Below are 16775 nucleotides of genomic sequence, written 5' to 3' on the forward strand. Positions count from 1 at the left end.
AAACTCCCTATTCCCCCCTCCATCACTGTACTTAAATCAGTGCTAGGGTATCCGTATTATCCAAGGCCAAAAAATCAGATCCACTGCGGATATTCTGATTAACACTGGATTCCAGAGTCTCCTGTGTAGGCGTGCTAAACAGATCCGCCAAACCCGTCTCAAATAGATTATTAGTCGCTGTAAAATTCTGATTCGTCGAAGTCGTATTATCTTCCACTGGGGGACGTTCGATAGAAATCGGTTGTCCAGAAATATCCACAAAATCCGCTCCGGTGAAACCAGAGGCGGACACTCCTGATACAAGTGCAATAATCCGTTGCGTATCTCTAAGCAAAATCGCGGTACTAGAGGTAAGACTATTATCTGGACCAACATTCGTAATATTTTTAAAGTCCAAATCACCGAATTCTAAACCCTCTTCCAAGGCTAAGAAATCCTCTTGAGGGTTGTAGTCCGTAATCAGATCTACCCCCGCATTTAACTGCAATACAAAATAGTCCGATCCAGTGCTGCCCGTCAAGGTATCCGCACCTAATCCACCGAACAACCAATCACTTCCTGCACCTCCAAAAAGGCTGTCATCTCCACGTCCACCATAGAGGGTATCTTCGCCTTCTCCCCCATGTAAGGTATCGTTACCTATGTTGCCATTTAAGATATCATTTCCTAAATCTCCAAACAGCAGGTCATTGCCATCTTCTCCAAAGAGACTATCGTCATCCCGTCCACCATAGAGCGTATCGTCTCCCAGTCCCCCGAGGAGTAGATCGTCACCTTTATTGCCAAATAAGACATCATCCCCTGTTTCTCCAAATAGGGTATCATCCCCATTTTCCCCAAGGAGGGTGTCGTTATCATCCCCACCCTGTAAAATATCGTTTCCGTCTCCCCCGTAGAGGATATCCCGTCCCGCCTCCCCTAAGAGCAGATCGTTTCCAGATTCCCCAAATAGGATGTCATTGTCTAAGTTCCCAAACAGGGTGTCATTCCCACTGCCGCCATAAATGACGTCATCTCCTTGACCCCCAAACATGAAGTCATCTCCTTCTCGGCCAATGATGAGGTCAGCACCCTGGTTGCCGTTGATGGTATTATTTCCTGAGCTTCCGTCGATTGTGTCTTCACCTTTTAAGCCCAGAATCGAATCGGATTCAACGGTTCCCAAGATGAGATCAGCTTGCTCTGTGCCAATTATAATAGCCATATTCGATTACGGGTTTCCTGAATTTACAACAGAATAAAACAGACTCAATTATTTTAGCAGTTTTAAGGATTGCTCCTGGTGGCCCAGTCCCCGAAAAATTACCGAATATTTACATTTGGACAAGCGCCTTCGGTCTATTATTGCTCTAAATGATCGCTGTGAAGCTGGCGATTGTGTCGATTCATGAACTCTTGGCCTAAAATCTCTCACAATTCTCTCCTTTAAAGGGGAGTAACTTGTGTTCACCAATCTATTTTAACCTGTTTTATCTCTCCAGTTTTTTGATAAAATCTTAAACGCTTAGGACTACAGATGAGTCGGTAATCACCGATCGCAAAACCTTAGGGGTCAATCTATCTTTTGATCTGATTCTCTGAGGGTCGATTAGGATCCTTGCTAAGTCGATATTTCTTTAACAATTATTGTGGTTTGAGGCACAAATTTATGAGTTCTGCACCCATCTCTCTCCCGGTGAATGGTAGCCCGATTAAGTTTGGTACCGATGGTTGGCGCGGTGTAATTGCTGCTGATTTTACCTTTGCGCGGGTGGTCCGGGTGGCGGCGATCGCGGCCCAGATTTTAGAGGAAGTTTACGGACCCTCTACCGGAAGCCGGACAATTATCGTGGGGTTCGATCGCCGTTTTATGGCGGAAACCTTTGCTCAAGCAGCGGCGGAGTCTATCCAATCTGTCGGGTTTGACGTGATGCTGTCAGAAACCTACGCCCCAACCCCAGCCTTTAGTTGGTTAGCCCACCAACGCAAGGCCCTCGGCGCTATTGTCTTGACCGCTTCCCATAATCCGGCAGCCTACCTCGGCTTAAAAGTCAAGGGTGCATTTGGGGGTTCGGTCCCCCCGGAAGTCACCCAACGAATCGAAGCGCAACTGTCCAAGGAGAATCAGCCCGGGTCCACTTCCCGTTCCCCAGGAAAGTTAGAGAAGTTTAATATCTGGCCGAGTTACTGCGAAATGCTGCGCTCAATGGTGGATATTGCCCGGATTAAAGAGGCGATCGCCCAAGGTCAACTCACGGTATTTGTTGATGCCATGCATGGCGCGGGAGCCACTGGACTGGGCAAAATCCTAGAGGTCCCGGTGCAGGAAATCAACAGCGATCGCGACCCCCTCTTTGATGGCGGTGCACCAGAACCCCTGCCGCGCTACCTCTCCTCCCTCTTCCGACTAATGCGAACTCACCGGCGATCGGATAATCCCGGTTTATCCGTGGGATTTGTCTTCGATGGCGATGCCGATCGCATTGCTGCCGTCGATGGCGATGGCACCTTCCTCAGTTCCCAAATCTTGATCCCCGTCTTAATCGAACATCTAGCGAAACGGCGCGGATTTATGGGGGCCGTCATCAAAACCGTCAGCGGTTCCGACCTGATTCCCCGGGTGGCAAAATTGTACGATAGGCCAGTCATGGAAACCGCGATCGGCTTCAAATATATCGCTGATCGGATGCTAGAAAATCGCGTCCTGATTGGCGGCGAAGAGTCTGGCGGCATTGGATATGGCACTCATGTCCCGGAACGGGATGCCTTGCTTTCCTCCCTGTACCTCTTAGAGGCGATCGTTCACTCCGGCTTAGAATTAGGCACTCTCTATCGTCGCGCTCAGGAGCAAGCTGACTATCACTTCAGCTATGACCGCATCGATTTACCCCTGAGCAGTATGGCAGTTGCCGATCGCCTGCGTGAACAACTCAAAACCACCACCTTGACGGAAATCGCCGGTCAATCCGTGGTGGATTGTCTAACCATTGATGGCTACAAATTTCGCTTAACCGATGACAGTTGGCTGCTGATTCGATTTAGCGGCACTGAACCCGTCTTGCGACTGTATTGTGAAGCGGGTACTCTGGCCCAAGTCCGTGATACCTTAGCTTGGGCCAAACAGTGGGCCGAGGGGGTTTAGCGGGTGTAATGACTTCACACTCCCGTTGTTTTTCGCTCCTCCGGAACCCTTAACCCCTGATCCCTGGAACAGTTGATACCGAATCTCTCTTTTGACTATGAACTTAGAATTAGAACCTGAAACGCAAAAAAGCCTAGTGGTTGCCACGAGCAATCCCGGCAAGCTGGAAGAAATGGAGGCATATTTGGGGGAGTTGGGCTGGTCATTGCAGCTTAAACCCCCGGAAATCGACGTGGAGGAGACGGGGGAGACTTTTATTGAGAATGCAGTGATCAAGGCGTCGGAGGTGGCGATCGCGACGGGACAATGGGCGATCGCTGATGATTCGGGGTTGTCTGTGGATGTTCTTGATGGCAGTCCCGGGATTTTTTCCGCTCGTTATGGTGCCACGGATCAAGAGCGGATTGATCGCCTACTGTTTGAGTTAGGCACTGAACTGAATCGAGAGGCGCAGTTTGTCTGTGCGATCGCGATCGCCCGTCCCGATGGTTCGATTGCGTTACAAGCTGAAGGGATTTGTCATGGTCGGATCCTCCATCGTCCGCGAGGAAATAACGGCTTTGGTTACGACCCAATTTTTTACCACACCGAACAGCGTCAGTCCTTTGCGGAAATGGACCCTGAGACTAAAAAACGCCTGAGTCATCGCGGTCAAGCTTTTAATATTCTCCTACCCGAGTTGGCCACTTTAGATTTTTCATAAAAAATCCCTCTCCAACTTGAATTGGAGGGGGATTTGAGGAGAACGGAGAATTGAGAACTGAGCATCTATTAAATCCTTGCTCTCAATTCTTGAGTCTTAATTCTTGCTCAAGGTTCTAAATGGCTTCCAGGTTCTTTTCTCCGGTGCGAATCCGGACGATTTCATCCACGGAGGAGATGAAAATTTTACCGTCACCAATTTCGCCGGTTCTAGCGGCAGTAACAACTTTGTCCACCACGAGATCTACCATGTCGTCATCGACGACAATCTCCACTTTGAGTTTTTGCAAAAATTCTACGGTGTACTCAGAACCGCGATACCGTTCAGTTTGACCTTTTTGCCGTCCGAAGCCTCGGACTTCTGAAACAGTCATCCCCACTACGCCTGCGTTAACTAAGGCGATTTTTACTTCATCAAGTTTAAATGGCCGAATAATGGCTTCTACCTTTTTCAAGCTTCTGACTCCTCACGCTGTTGAACTGCTGATTGCGTAACCTGCATCGTACCTTAGTATCACCGCCCTGTCCTGGGTTTTTGTAGTTTTTGATACAGAAATTCGGGATTGCGCTGACACAGAGCTTGGGATCCGAGAAAATTGCGGGAGCCAATCAATTGCGTTGATCCCAGCTAATCGGCCTCGAATTGGCGATCGCCCCAAAGGTGAAAGCCTAGACTTTGGGTTCTTGGAATTCAAACCCATGAGCATCGGCATATCGGTGCAAAAATCTCATCACCCGTTCCCATGCTTCATCAGAAGTTACTTCAAAGGAACATTCAGCTTGGGAGAGATTATCATCATCAACAAATTGAAATTTCATGCCATTGGGAATGACGGTAATTCCCCCTTCTTCATCACACAAATTTAAGGTTTCTATTTTATTAATAAAGCTCCGGCCTTTTTCCATAGCTTGGACCCGTTCAAACAGTAATACTACTGTTTTCGTTCCCGAGTCTCGGCCTTTTCGCAGACTAATTCCGCCGAGTTCCTCATCTAATCCCTTGATAAATTGTATGGAGACACTCACGAGTCGCACCCGTCTAAACGTCTCTCTTATCGTAGCATTTTGGAGTTCCCCTAGGGAAAGGTTATCAAATGACCATAAAAAATTGCCCTCAATTCTCGCTAGAGCAGAGGGACGTTCATCAAGATTTTATCCCCTTGCTGGGTTCTGGGGGCCGGGAAAATGAATTGAGAGATCAAAAGCCAAAGGATGCTGACAGGTTGAGGAAATGACCTCACCAGGCAGCATCCGAATATCAAATCGGACAAAATTAATAAAAGGATAGCGTAGTCACTGCTTAAAGTTAGAAGCAGATTTTTTTATAAGTGGGTGGGAGTTCAATCGATAAGCTGGAGCCATCCCCTGCGGACATTATAAAGCACTCGGTCAATGATGGCTTGTTCGTCTTCGCTCAAGCAGTCTTTTAAAAGAGCGGCTTTAAGCTGTTGGCGATCGGCACGAGTCACGACATTAGAGAACATGACTTGACCGTATAGTTCTTCCAGAGGGACTTGAGACATGGCTGCGGTTAGTTCCATTGTTCTAGGGAAACCTATAATTTCCACTGAAAATCGGTATGATCGATATGATATAGATCTTAGCGATTCTTCTTTTCTACGATGCGATCGCATCCGGCTTATGGGTGTGATCTAGATCGCGACACCCGAGGATCTGCATCATGGAAGGAGAGGAAAAAACCGTATATTGAAAAAAACAGCTAGGCAAGGCAAGTCCCCAGTTGCCAGACGCCCCATGAGTTCTCTCTACATCCGGTCAAGGTGGGGTCCCACTCTAACCCTTTCCAAGGGGACCAGAGTCGGAATCTGACGCTGTATTTTTACCTCTGAGGTCACCCAATTGTCTAAACTGAATACCAGCACCTAATTCTCTGGTTCAAGCTCACAAATCCGAGTTTTGATGATTGACAGGAGCAATGTTTGCGGTCTACTCGGCATTTTTGGACCCTACAGGGTAACGAAGCGCAAATAATAACAGGCAGAAGGGGATATGTTTAATACCACGGAAATCTTGATTGATGACTTCGTGCGCCAGCTTAAAGCAGGCTATGCCCGGACATACGGGGGTTTGAAACCAGACTATGCTGATATTATCGGTTGGGCGGGCCACATGGCCCTAGAGAACCTGGCAAATACCGATGCTTTGTACCACAATATCGAACACACCATTAACATCACGTTAGTGGGACAAGAGATCTTGCGGGGGAAACACATCCGCGAGGGCGGCGTTTCCTGTGAAGATTGGCTGCACTTTATTATTTCTCTGGTTTGCCACGATATCGGCTATGTCAAAGGGGTTTGCAAACAGGACCGAACGGCAGCCGGGCTCTATGCCACGGGTTGCAATGGCGAAACGGTGAGGCTACCGGAAGGGGCAACTTCTGCCAGCTTGACACCCTATCGAGTCGATCGCGATAAGCTGTTTATTCAAGAGCGCTTTGGCGGCCATAAACTGATTGATGCCGAAGCTCTCAAGCGGAATATCGAACTAACGCGGTTTCCCATGCCGATAGTTGAGGATTCTCAGGAAAATGGCACTTATCCAGCACTGGTGCGGGCGTCGGCCCTCGTCGGCCAACTCAGCGATCCCAGATATTTGAAAAAGATTAGTGCGCTGTTCTATGAATTTGAAGAAATTGGCATGAATGCAAAACTGGGGTACGAAAACCCTGGGGATCTGCGGGCCAAATATCCTCGGGTTTATTGGGAAAGCGTTTATCCTTATATTCAGGAGGCCCTACCTTACCTAGGGCTGACCCAACAGGGACAACAGGTTTTAGCCAATCTGTATGCCAATGTGTTTGTGATCGAGCATGAAAATTTTCACTCATGAGGATGAGGAGCCAGTGGGAAAACTGGGTAGGGTGTGAAATTTTTTTACCCCGGAAAGCCGTAATCAACTCTCGGTGCGATCGCAGAGTCAAGATTATGGCTTAAAATGGAAAGGTTGTCAAAAATTTGAGTCATTCCGGTTATGGCGGTTCCCAAGAAGAAAACCTCGAAATCCAAGCGCGATAAACGCAAAGCGACTTGGAAAAACAAAGCAGCTTTGCAAGCTCAAAAAGCCCTGTCCCTCGGCAAGTCGGTATTGACCGGACGTTCTACGGGTTTTGTCTATCCTTCTGATGAAGATGACGAGGACGAAGAATCCTAAAGGTTGGGGTTCATTGATGGTCAAGACGCGGGCGATCGCGTCTTGCTATCAGTTAAGAGCAAAAATCAAGCATGAAGCATTGTCGTTTGTCAAGTGCTTGATGCTTAATTTTTTAGGAGGCTGAAGTTTCAGTCTTGGCGGAAGGCAAAATGATCATCGCGTCCCCAAAGGAATAAAAGCGATACTCATGATCGATCGCCTCCTGATACAACCCCAACAGGCGATCGCGCCCCACTAATGCACTCACCAACATCAGCAAGCTCGATCTCGGTAAGTGAAAATTTGTAATCAATCCATCGACGACGCGCCACTGATATCCCGGATAAATAAATAAATCAGTCTTGCCACAAAATGGCTGCAATTCCCCGGTGACTGCTGCCCCTTCGAGCGATCGCACTCCCGTAGTGCCCACCGCAATCACTCGACCCCCCCGCGCTTTCGTCTCGCGGATTTTTTCCACGGTTTCATCCGGCACTTGCACCCACTCTTGATGCATTTGATGGCGGGTGACATCCTCAACCTCCACCGGGCGAAAGGTCCCAACTCCTACGTGCAAGGTGACAAAGGCGCGATTAATTCCCTTCGCTTCCAGGCGATCGAGCAATTCTTCCGTAAAGTGCAACCCCGCAGTGGGTGCGGCGGCGGATCCAGACTGTTCGGCATAAACCGTTTGATACTGGTCCGGTGAAGCGACGGATTGGGTAATGTAAGGCGGTAATGGCACCTGTCCATAAGCCTCCAGTAACTCCCGGACTGAGGCCCCCGGTGTCGCTTCAAATTGCAAGATTCTCCCCCCTGTTGCTTCATCAATGGCTAAAACTTTAGCCTGCAAGGTGGAGTTTGATCCAGGTTTGCCCTCTGGATTCTCTGGCGCAGGAAACTGAATCAGCGCCCCGGGTTTTAAACGCCGACCCGGTTTGACTAATCCTAACCACTGGTTATCCCCTTGGTCTTCTAACAGCAGGACTTCAACAGGTGCACCCGTGGATTTATAACCGTGGAGTCTAGCTGCCATCACCCGAGTATTATTGAGAACCAGTAAGTCACCGGGTTCTAGGAGTTCTGGGAGGTTTCGGAATCGCCGATGCTGGTGACTGGTGGGTGAATCTACCACCAGCAACCGAGAATTATCCCGAGGTATTACTGGATTCTGAGCGATTCTTTCGGACGGCAGGTCGTAGTCATATCCTGATAGGGTGCGATCGCCCCCGGTATTACTGTGGATTGGGCCGTTGACCGGGGATGTTAAACTCTCAGAATCGATTTCGTTATGGAACATACTTGTCATCCCAAAAAGGGATTTATTCGGTTGAATCTGTGATAAGATAGAAAATTATAAGGTAAAGTTTGGCTCATTAAACTTTTATTTTTAAAATCAGCTAAATTGAATAAAAGAGAAGTGAAGGGTTTAGAGAAACCTGGTGATAAATACTTAGGATAGCGTAAGAAATTTTTAAAGCAAGGTAATCCATCGGTAAGTGTAAAAACTTGGGTAGACTTCCCCATATCATCAGAGGGATCTTACCCATGTTAGAAAAACCAGGCGATCGCCACAATAGAATATAGAGCTTTGATAGTTATGCGATCGAAGGATGACGATGATCTGGGTGAATTGGATAAAAGCAGATCAACCCATAAACAAAGTTGGCAAAATCTCCCGATTTTCTCAACCAAACGCCTCCTCGAAAGTCACATCTGTTAAGAAGGTTCAATTCTTCCCTACTTCAGTTGGGTCTGTTTTAAATTCCATGAGAACGCAAAGCATCTGGATTCCTTTCCTGGCACTGGCCTGAACTCATGTAGCCATATTTCCCTGGCGCTGCAAAGTCCAAGGGCTAGAGTTATTAAAGCTTGGCTAGGGATGGGGAGAGCTAGGTTCATAAGCCAACAAGCAATCAACTAACCCACAGGACAAACCAGATGACTCATTATTGTCCAAGAATACGGAAATTGGTGAAGATGGATTACCTCTATCACCTGGCAAATGCCAGTCTAACCCTAAGAGTTGCGGAATATCTTAATACAAGCGCGAATCTGCCGGTTCGCTTCCTGACCGTGATTCATCAAATCGATGGATGGATTGTGCGGGTGAAAATGAATCACCCCCTCAAAGCACAGCAGGATGGGGATTTTCGAGCATTTATGAATGAATTAGGCATCCCCGGCCAACCGAGTATCCGATTGCAAATGGCGCTATGGGCATTGGAAAACGAACAGTCTCCCATTGAGGTGATGCGTCGCTATCAGATTGCTGTTGTTTCTCACGGTCATCCTGATTTGAGTGAAATTGAGGAGTTTCGTGAACAATTTGTGCAAGGGTTGGGATATTGTCCGGAAACTTTAGCATAATCCAGGCCAATTCCCACAACTGAAACCTCGTCACCGGGAAACATTAAAGGGTTTCGATCTTAGGCGTCGAACGCTCCACAAATATAATGATGCAGGGTAAAGCAATAGTCTCCGATGGGTTGGGGTTGACCGAGGCAGACGGGATTCCGTGGCGGTGAGGGTTGACCAGGGCGATCGCCCTGGAGGTTAACCCCCGCCTGGGGCGATCGCCTTTGGCGCTGATATTGGACTAACGCCACATCAAACCGACAGGGAAACTCAGCTAACTCCGGATGTTCTGCTAAAAATAACTGGGCAGTTTGGATCAATTTGGCCTGCTTTGCGGAGGAAATTGCCAGAAGACCCCCAGCATCCCAACTCCTTGGCGATCGCGTTTTAACTTCCACAAATGCCAACAGACCCCCCTCACTCCTGACCAACTGAGGGGAGACACCTCCCTTGACAAACAGCTTATTTTGTGTTGTATAAGAAGACTGCCAAGCAATCAGATCAATTTCCCCCCAGCGACAGCGCCAACGCCGCGCTTTAATCTCCCATCCTGTATCCAGTAACCATTGCCCCACCAATGCTTCACCCCACAAACCGGGATTGGGACTCGGAGGCGCTGGGACACTCAACCAAAGGGGAGAAGAAGCAGACATCAGACAACTCCAGGGTTACGCTTGCTGGTAAAATAACAACGGATACTTGAATTTTCTTTGTCTTAAAAAATCATCCCTCCCATCGCGCAGGAGTCACTTTTGGATCGACGAAACGAACGTATGAAAAATTGGTTTTGTAACTGGGATTGGACTCGGGTCATCAGTCTGGTTGTTTCGGTACTGGTTTGGATCTCAGCAGTCGGAACAGTCGCCACCCTCACCACAGCTTATCCTCCCGAGGCGATCGCCCAAAACTATAACAAAGAAAACCTCCTCGGCGCGGATTTTTCCGGTCGGGACCTCACCCAAGCCAGCTTTAACCACGCTAACCTCCGCAAAAGTAACCTAAGTCATGCCAACTTGCAAGGGGCCAGCCTATTCGCCGCGCACCTAGAAGAGGCCAATTTAGAAGGTGCAAACCTGAGTAACACCACCTTAGATACCGCCCGGTTTATCAAAGCGAACCTTAAAAATGCCATTCTCGAAGGGTCTTTTGCCTTCAGTGCTAAATTTAACGGGGCCAACATCGAAGGCGCAGATTTTACCGATGTGTTCCTGCGCGATGATGCCAATCAAATCCTCTGCGATCTTGCTACCGGGACCAATCCCGTCACGGGACGCAATACTCGCGATACCCTTTATTGCGATTAAACCGGGTTTGGGTGCGGGATTGACAAGGGGGCGCAGTTGAAGGGGGCGATCGCGAGTTTTTCCTTCTCCTAGAACCGCAGTTCGCGGTTCAATCTTGAGGACAATCAACCGGGTTTCTCGCCAGATTTCTTGCCCATCGCCCTAGACTTGGTGAAGAAACCCAGTTTCTAATCTCTACTACATCAACCTCCTGTAGTTCTGCCTCCTCTAACCCCTGACTAAGGCAACTTCTCTCTAAAGATAGATGTGCACTCTCCCCAGGTTCAGATAAAGTAAAAACATAGAAAATCGAAATAACACAGACCTCAAAGGTCTTTTTTAACAAGTCAAGATAACAGGCAGTCCTGTCAGAACGATTCTGGCAGGACTGTTGCATTAAAATCCCCCCTTTCTCTCCGAGTTTGGGGGGATTAATCTGGAATTATGTCAGAGGTTTATTCGGAATCAGGAAGAGAATTATACTCAGAAACCTGGTTGTTTTAAGCTTCGCGAGTGCGGGCTAAATATTGTCCGACTTGGATGCGAACATCTTTGAGTTCGAGAATCACCGATCGCGTAATTAACTTACCCGATTCCACCACAACTTGACCCGTGATGGGATGTAATAGATCTTGTTCCGTGCGCCGTCCGATGAGGGCCTCGATATCTTCAATCGCATCGAGATACATCCCTGTGGGGACTTCGACGACGACTCCTTCTCCAAGGATTCGGGATTGACAGGCGAGGCGAGAGTTAATTTTGGCGGTGGTGATCACCTCTAGGGTGCGTTGTTCTCGGCGTCCCATTGGGGAGACACTCTCCATGCCTTGTTTGATAAACACATGGCAGGTGGCACATAATCCTCGCCCTCCACATTCTTTGAGGACGTGGAGATCTTCAGCGAGTAGGGCCGAGAGAATGTTTGCATTGGTCTGAACTTCGGTATCTTGGGCGATTGGTTCTAAGCGAACAATTTTGACCATCTTAATTGAGTGATTGGTTGTGGGTTGTAGGGTTAATTCCGAGTTAGGGTAGATCGGGTTTTGACTTTGAGGATAATGGAGAAGGGGACTGGCCTTTTTTTGAGATTAACCCTTGACAATTAAAGATTATTATGCTGACCCAGACGGATTTAAACGTTGATGCACCCTGAAAGCTGGCTCAATCTTAATTATTTAATTATTGTGACATTGGCAGTGCAAGTCAGGAGATCCGAGGCCGGGTGGGAAACGGTCATTTGCGGGCAAAGGGATTTACGATAGGAAGGGGCAATACACCCGGCGAGTCTGGATGACTCACCACAGGACAGAGCGATCGCATGATCAACAAGGGAGAGAGGATCGACGTGACTAACCAATCCGATGAGGGGCCGAATCGCGGCTATCTGAAAGGAAGTCGTCCCTCGGGTCCCGCAAGACCCACAGAATTGCGGCAACTCCAAAAGCAACTGCCCAAATATCGAGTTTTAGCATTAGTGGGGCAGGGACAATTTGGCAAAGTATTTTGTGCGATCGAGCGCAAAACCGGCCAATTGGTGGCCCTCAAAGAACTGACTCACCTGCGTCTACCCACCCATAAATTTTTGCGGGAACTGTTGTCCTTACTCACCTTGCAACATCCGCATATTGTCACCTGTCGCGCCTTAGAACAAACCCCCACCGCCCGATATGTGGTGATGGACTACTGTGAAGGGGCAACCCTGCGGGAACTCCTGGAACCGAAGGCTTCCCTGAGTTTAGGGGAAGGGATGCAATTAATGCTGGGGATTCTAGCGGGATTAGAATGCGCTCATGATGCGGGAATCATTCACTGTGACATCAAACCGGAAAATATCCTGTTGAGCGTGAAAAAGGGAGCCTGGTTTGCCCGCCTCTCCGATTTTGGCATTGCGCGGCGTTTCAGCGAACTACAAGGGAGTCGTCGGGGGGAGAGTGATGAACTCGAAGCAGTGGGGGCGACCGCTTATGCAGCCCCCGAAGGCTTTTATGGCTTGTACTCTCGGGGTGCGGATATTTACTCAATGGGGATTTTGCTGTTTGAACTGCTGCTGGGATATCGGCCCTTTACGGGAAAACCTGGGGACCTGATGTGGGCGCATTTGAATCAGCGCTTGCAGGTCCCGGAACAGGTACCTTTGCCCTTGCGGTTAATTCTGGAAAAAGCCTTAGAGAAACTCCCGGCGCGTCGGTATGCCAGCGCCGCGCAAATGGCACAACAGATTAAAGCAGCGATGAATGAACCCGGGGTGCGACTCTTGAGCGATCGCCCGTTACCCTTGAACGAGTCCCTCGGTCCGGAAATACCAGAACTCCCCAGTACCCAACAGTCCCGCATTCCCCTGCCGGTTCCCACCACGGCGTTAGTCTCCCAGGATAGCTATCTCTACGCGGCCCATGCTAATCAGGTGAGATGCTGGCATCAACTGACCCTCCCCCCCAAGGTGGTGGATTTTCCCGATCGCGTGACCGAGGTCCTGCCGATGAGGGGGGGCTGCTGGGTGAGTACCGGACGTCGGCTATATTGGCTGGCGATCGCCGAAGATCAACCCCAACCCCAACTCACCTGTGATGGCGAATTTCGGATGGCAATTGACCCGGACTGCCGCTGGTTAGCCATTGCCATGAAGGGGCAACTCAACTTTTATTCCCTCGCCACCCTCACCCCTACCGGGTTTAAGGCCCCAGACCATCACTGCCCAATTCCTGACGATGAGCTGCCTGAGATCCTCTTTCTCGACTCCAAACATCTCCTGGCAATCCGGTACGACTCCACCCCCAACCAGGGCCGGACCCTGTTCCAGGTTTATACCCGTCGGGGAACCCGAATCGGGTCTGAATCATTTAAGGGCATTTTAGACTCGGTGATTTTAACCGAACAACCCTATACCCTGGCAGGAATCACCCGTCACCCCAGACCCGCCCTTTGGCAGATCCAACTCTGGCCCCTGCGGGTGCGTCGCCTGCCCTTAGCAACTCTGCCAGTTTGTTTATCGGCCGTCCCTGGGGGTGGGGTGAGGGCCGATGAGAAAGGGCAAATTCTCTGGTTTAATAACGACTTAGAGCCGGTGGCTGCTATTCAAGGACCCGAATCCCCCATCGCCCTCGCTGCCCCCTTCAATTCTGGAACCCAGATGCCACCAAGTCCCCTAAATTTAGCGATCGCCACCCGGACCGAATTTGGTGGCGCGATTCACTTTTTCCAGATTGATGGGAAAGAAACTTTATGAGCGAACCGCAACAATTAGACCCGGAACATCCACCCTTTGACCCCTTAAAAGTCCGGCAGACCATTCTCAAGCTGATTCCCCCCCCAAAAACCGGCCCTGAAACGGGTGAATTTTGCTTAGATCCCGGGGCGATCGCCGCCTGGGAGAAACTCATCGCGAAGGTAGCCCAAATGCGGCAACCCGCAGCCGTCAGCCTCTTCGACTATCCCCCAACTCCGGAAATCCTCACCCCCTACGTCCTCCCGGAAGCTTGTCAGGTCCTCGATGCCTTTCAACAAGCGGCTATTCTCTCAGACGACCCCAACCCCACCCCAAAAACAGCCCCAGAAACCCGGTTCATCCCCCTAGAAGACTGGATTCCTGAACTCCTCTGGTACGCCGTCAGCAGTTCCGAAGCGGTGATGCGACTGATTAGCGGGATTCCGGCCAGTATGTTCCAACCGGAACAGGGATGGTTCGGGGGAATGGTGCGACTGGTGCTCGGATTACGGGGACAGAGTGGGGATTTGCAGTGGTTTTTTGACCTCGCCAGCGATCGCCCTTGTCCCTACCCCGGAGAATTAGTCCCCCTCGACCCTGAAACCACCCGGATTCAGTCCGATGCAGTCGCCCCCTTGCGCGAGTCTCTTCCCCTGGCGGACTTAATCGCCCAACTGCGCCAACAACTGCATCTGGTAACCCCCGAACTGGCCCACTTCCTCCAACCCACGCCGATGGAATTCCTCCAACCTGGGAGTCGCTGGCAGGTGGGTGAGATTCAACTCACCTTAGAGTTTGAATTTGTCAGGGATCCGGAACAGGAGTTTTTCTCGGGGCCATTTTTAGACCCGGATCACCCCACTTCCGCGAAAATTCGTGGGGTACAACCCCTGGTAGACTATCCCGACTCCTCCACGACTCCGGGGACTTCCGATGGGGGGATTGCTGCTGCGGTTCTGACCCTCCTCTGGGACTGGCAAGAAAAAAGTCATGGCATCCCTGGAAGTAACAACAATGGGGAGGGGGCGGAATTGATTCCCTTATTCGTGGCGATCGCCAGTCGCCTCGCCCTCACCCCCCAACCCCTAACCCCTCCCCCAGAGATTTCCATCGACGAATTAGCCTCTCAACTGTTGTGGAAGATGCTCGGATCAGGATTAGAGGGGATGCAATGGATTGCGGGAGTTAATGCCCGCATTCTGCAACCGGAACGAGACTGGGAAACGGGAATGTTGCGACTGGTGGGAATTTTGACCGTGGAAACCCCGAGTTTCTCCTGCTCAATCGATATTGCCACGGGACAGCCTCCCAGCCCGATCGCCCCTTTGGTACCCGGGACAGTGATTCAATCTGGCCGGAGTGGGTGGTATGCTGAAGCGATCGCCCTGGAACAGTTATGCCCCCAATTCTGGGCTGGTTTCTCAGCGGGTTCATTGCCTTCTACTGTCGGGAAAACGGCCTGGGATCCGGTGGAAAACCTCGTAACGGCTCTGTTAGCCTGTGAGGATACCCTAGGAGTAGAAATCTGCCCCTCCCAGCAATACTGGCAATCCGGTTGGGCACAGCTATGCTTGGCGATCGAATTTATTCCCAGTTAACCGATGGAAGTTTACGCTTACGCTTTTTTAAAAACACCCCCGGTTGAGTTAGAACTCCCCCTGGGAATTAACCAATTGGTGCAACTGGTTCCAGGGACGGAGATCTGTGCGGTGGTGGAATTCGATGTGGATATTAACCGCTTGCAAGGGGATGATGCGCTGTTAGTTCAGGCGATCGTCGCCCACGATCGCACCCTGGGAGAATTGTTTGAGCAACAATGCCTGTTACCCCTGAGATTTGGGACCCTGTTTCTGTCTCTGCAGGCATTACAAGAGCATTTAGTCACTCGGGAAGCGGAATATTTAGAGAAACTCGATCGCTTGGTCGATAAAGGGGAGTACATTTTAAAGTGCATTCCCCGTCCTGAACCCGAGTCCGAGATTTCTACTGAGGTCCGTGGTAAAGCCTATTTACTGGCGAAAAAACAGCGCTATCAAGCGACTCAAGCCTTTCAGAATGAGCAATCGGCCCAATGGGACTGGATTCGCCGCCAAGTGACTGAATTGTACCCCGAGGCGATCGCCTCCGACCTTGAGGATCAGAGTCATCGGATTTTTCTGTTAGCCTCCATCCAAGAAGAACCTCTACTTTATGAACGATTCCAAGAGTGGCAGCAAACCTGTTCCGCTTGGGAGTTGCAGTTGGGAGAGGCCCTCCCGCCCTATCATTTCGTCTAATTTAGCTTCTGGCATTTGTCACCTTTTTTGAGTTACCCCCACTCAGCATATTTACGGAAATATTAAAAATTACATCAATCCCTTGCCGTTCGGGGTGGCGATCGATAACACTAGAGAAACACGGTAGGGCTGGTAGCCTCGCGTCTTTAGACCGAGGTGGAAAGCCCACACGAGCGGTTTTAACCGCCTACACTGTAGTCTAACCATGATGAGGGTCGTTAATGTAGCGCTCTATCGCATCTTTCTGCAAAACTCTACTCTTATAGAGTATCATTAGGCAAAAGCAAACAACAAAACTAAAAACAAGAAGAGGTTAAAATTGTTTGGCTGTCAGCAGAATGTAATCAAGACAGACAAAGATACTCAAGCAATCATTGAATATCTTTGTGCTGAGTCAAATAACCTCTATAACTGTGCGACCTACTACGCTCGTCAGATTTACTTTAAGACTGCGCGTATCGTAACTGGGTTCGACTTAACAGCAGAGATGAAAACCAATGTTCATGTCAAGGCTGGCTACGCATCTTCAATGCAACAGACTGGCATAAATGTCGGTGAAGCCTTCAAGTCTTTCAAAAAACTAAAGGCTAAGTGTCGAAAAGGTGAACTAAATCATCAGCCAAAAGCGCCCAACTATCGCAAACCGGGGGGTCTGTTTACAGTCACCTACCCTAAAA

Annotated in this window: 16 protein-coding genes and 1 pseudogene; 10 read left to right on the top strand and 7 right to left on the bottom strand. The window is 49.6% G+C overall.

The genetic code is table 11. The features are described 5' to 3' along the window. Positions 1-31: 31 nt before the first annotated feature. Positions 32-1204, bottom strand: coding sequence for a calcium-binding protein (locus J0895_RS19695; RefSeq protein WP_207089706.1), 1173 nt, complete (start codon positions 1202-1204; stop codon positions 32-34). A 444-nt stretch (positions 1205-1648) separates the two neighbouring features. Between J0895_RS19695 and J0895_RS19700 the strand changes: the two genes are divergently transcribed. Together J0895_RS19700 and rdgB are read left to right on the top strand one after the other, a co-directional pair. Continuing rightward, complete coding sequence (locus J0895_RS19700) at positions 1649-3121, top strand: phosphoglucomutase/phosphomannomutase family protein (RefSeq protein ID WP_207089707.1); 1473 nt, start codon at positions 1649-1651, stop codon at positions 3119-3121. Positions 3122-3218: 97 nt separating this feature from the next. Continuing rightward, positions 3219-3824, top strand: coding sequence for an RdgB/HAM1 family non-canonical purine NTP pyrophosphatase (rdgB, locus tag J0895_RS19705; protein ID WP_207089708.1), 606 nt, complete (start codon positions 3219-3221; stop codon positions 3822-3824). Positions 3825-3939: 115 nt separating this feature from the next. On the opposite strand, the gene J0895_RS19710 is transcribed toward rdgB, so the two are convergent. From J0895_RS19710 to J0895_RS19720, 3 genes are all read right to left on the bottom strand, one after another. Further along, positions 3940-4278 carry a P-II family nitrogen regulator gene (locus J0895_RS19710; protein WP_207089709.1) on the bottom strand — a complete coding sequence of 113 codons (339 nt, stop codon included), beginning with the start codon at positions 4276-4278 and terminating at the stop codon, positions 3940-3942. 214 nt (positions 4279-4492) lie between these two features. Next, positions 4493-4849: a photosystem II reaction center protein Psb28 gene (gene psb28 / locus J0895_RS19715; RefSeq protein WP_207089710.1), complete on the bottom strand. Its 357-nt coding sequence runs from the start codon at positions 4847-4849 to the stop codon at positions 4493-4495. A gap of 314 nt (positions 4850-5163) precedes the next feature. Beyond that, a complete protein-coding gene (locus tag J0895_RS19720; protein ID WP_015151489.1) occupies positions 5164-5364 on the bottom strand; it encodes a hypothetical protein in 201 nt (66 codons plus the stop codon). Between the two features lie 469 nt (positions 5365-5833). On the opposite strand from J0895_RS19720, the gene J0895_RS19725 reads away from it, so the two are divergent. Beyond that, positions 5834-6676, top strand: coding sequence for an Npun_R2479 family HD domain-containing metalloprotein (locus J0895_RS19725; protein ID WP_207089711.1), 843 nt, complete (start codon positions 5834-5836; stop codon positions 6674-6676). A gap of 141 nt (positions 6677-6817) precedes the next feature. Continuing rightward, positions 6818-6997, top strand: a complete 180-nt coding sequence (gene rpmF, locus J0895_RS19730; RefSeq protein WP_015151487.1) for a 50S ribosomal protein L32 — start codon at positions 6818-6820, stop codon at positions 6995-6997. A gap of 112 nt (positions 6998-7109) precedes the next feature. Here the strand turns inward: rpmF and queA are convergent, their stop codons facing one another. Then, positions 7110-8276 (bottom strand): tRNA preQ1(34) S-adenosylmethionine ribosyltransferase-isomerase QueA, encoded by a 1167-nt coding sequence (gene queA, locus J0895_RS19735; protein WP_207089719.1) that lies wholly within the window; start codon positions 8274-8276, stop codon positions 7110-7112. A gap of 680 nt (positions 8277-8956) precedes the next feature. Between queA and J0895_RS19740 the strand changes: the two genes are divergently transcribed. Next, positions 8957-9346 (top strand): hypothetical protein, encoded by a 390-nt coding sequence (locus tag J0895_RS19740; RefSeq protein ID WP_207089712.1) that lies wholly within the window; start codon positions 8957-8959, stop codon positions 9344-9346. Between the two features lie 59 nt (positions 9347-9405). On the opposite strand, the gene J0895_RS19745 is transcribed toward J0895_RS19740, so the two are convergent. Further along, positions 9406-9987 (bottom strand): YraN family protein, encoded by a 582-nt coding sequence (locus J0895_RS19745; protein WP_207089713.1) that lies wholly within the window; start codon positions 9985-9987, stop codon positions 9406-9408. 120 nt (positions 9988-10107) lie between these two features. Between J0895_RS19745 and J0895_RS19750 the strand changes: the two genes are divergently transcribed. Continuing rightward, positions 10108-10638 carry a pentapeptide repeat-containing protein gene (locus tag J0895_RS19750; RefSeq protein WP_207089714.1) on the top strand — a complete coding sequence of 177 codons (531 nt, stop codon included), beginning with the start codon at positions 10108-10110 and terminating at the stop codon, positions 10636-10638. 479 nt (positions 10639-11117) lie between these two features. Here the strand turns inward: J0895_RS19750 and J0895_RS19755 are convergent, their stop codons facing one another. Beyond that, positions 11118-11600, bottom strand: coding sequence for a 2Fe-2S iron-sulfur cluster-binding protein (locus tag J0895_RS19755; RefSeq protein WP_207089715.1), 483 nt, complete (start codon positions 11598-11600; stop codon positions 11118-11120). A gap of 362 nt (positions 11601-11962) precedes the next feature. Between J0895_RS19755 and J0895_RS19760 the strand changes: the two genes are divergently transcribed. The 4 genes and pseudogenes from J0895_RS19760 to J0895_RS19775 form a co-directional block, all read left to right on the top strand. Next, entirely contained in the window at positions 11963-13843 is a 1881-nt protein-coding gene (locus J0895_RS19760; RefSeq protein ID WP_207089716.1) for a protein kinase domain-containing protein, read from the top strand. Further along, positions 13840-15420 (top strand): hypothetical protein, encoded by a 1581-nt coding sequence (locus tag J0895_RS19765; protein ID WP_207089717.1) that lies wholly within the window; start codon positions 13840-13842, stop codon positions 15418-15420. Before J0895_RS19760 ends, J0895_RS19765 begins: the two co-directional genes overlap by 4 nt. A 3-nt stretch (positions 15421-15423) precedes the next feature. Then, complete coding sequence (locus tag J0895_RS19770; RefSeq protein ID WP_207089718.1) at positions 15424-16098, top strand: GvpL/GvpF family gas vesicle protein; 675 nt, start codon at positions 15424-15426, stop codon at positions 16096-16098. Positions 16099-16417: 319 nt separating this feature from the next. Beyond that, positions 16418-16775 (top strand): annotated as a pseudogene (locus J0895_RS19775) (RNA-guided endonuclease TnpB family protein); the annotation flags it as partial.

This window comes from Phormidium pseudopriestleyi FRX01 (assembly GCF_017313335.1).
In the GTDB taxonomy this organism is placed as follows: domain Bacteria; phylum Cyanobacteriota; class Cyanobacteriia; order Cyanobacteriales; family Laspinemataceae; genus Laspinema; species Laspinema pseudopriestleyi.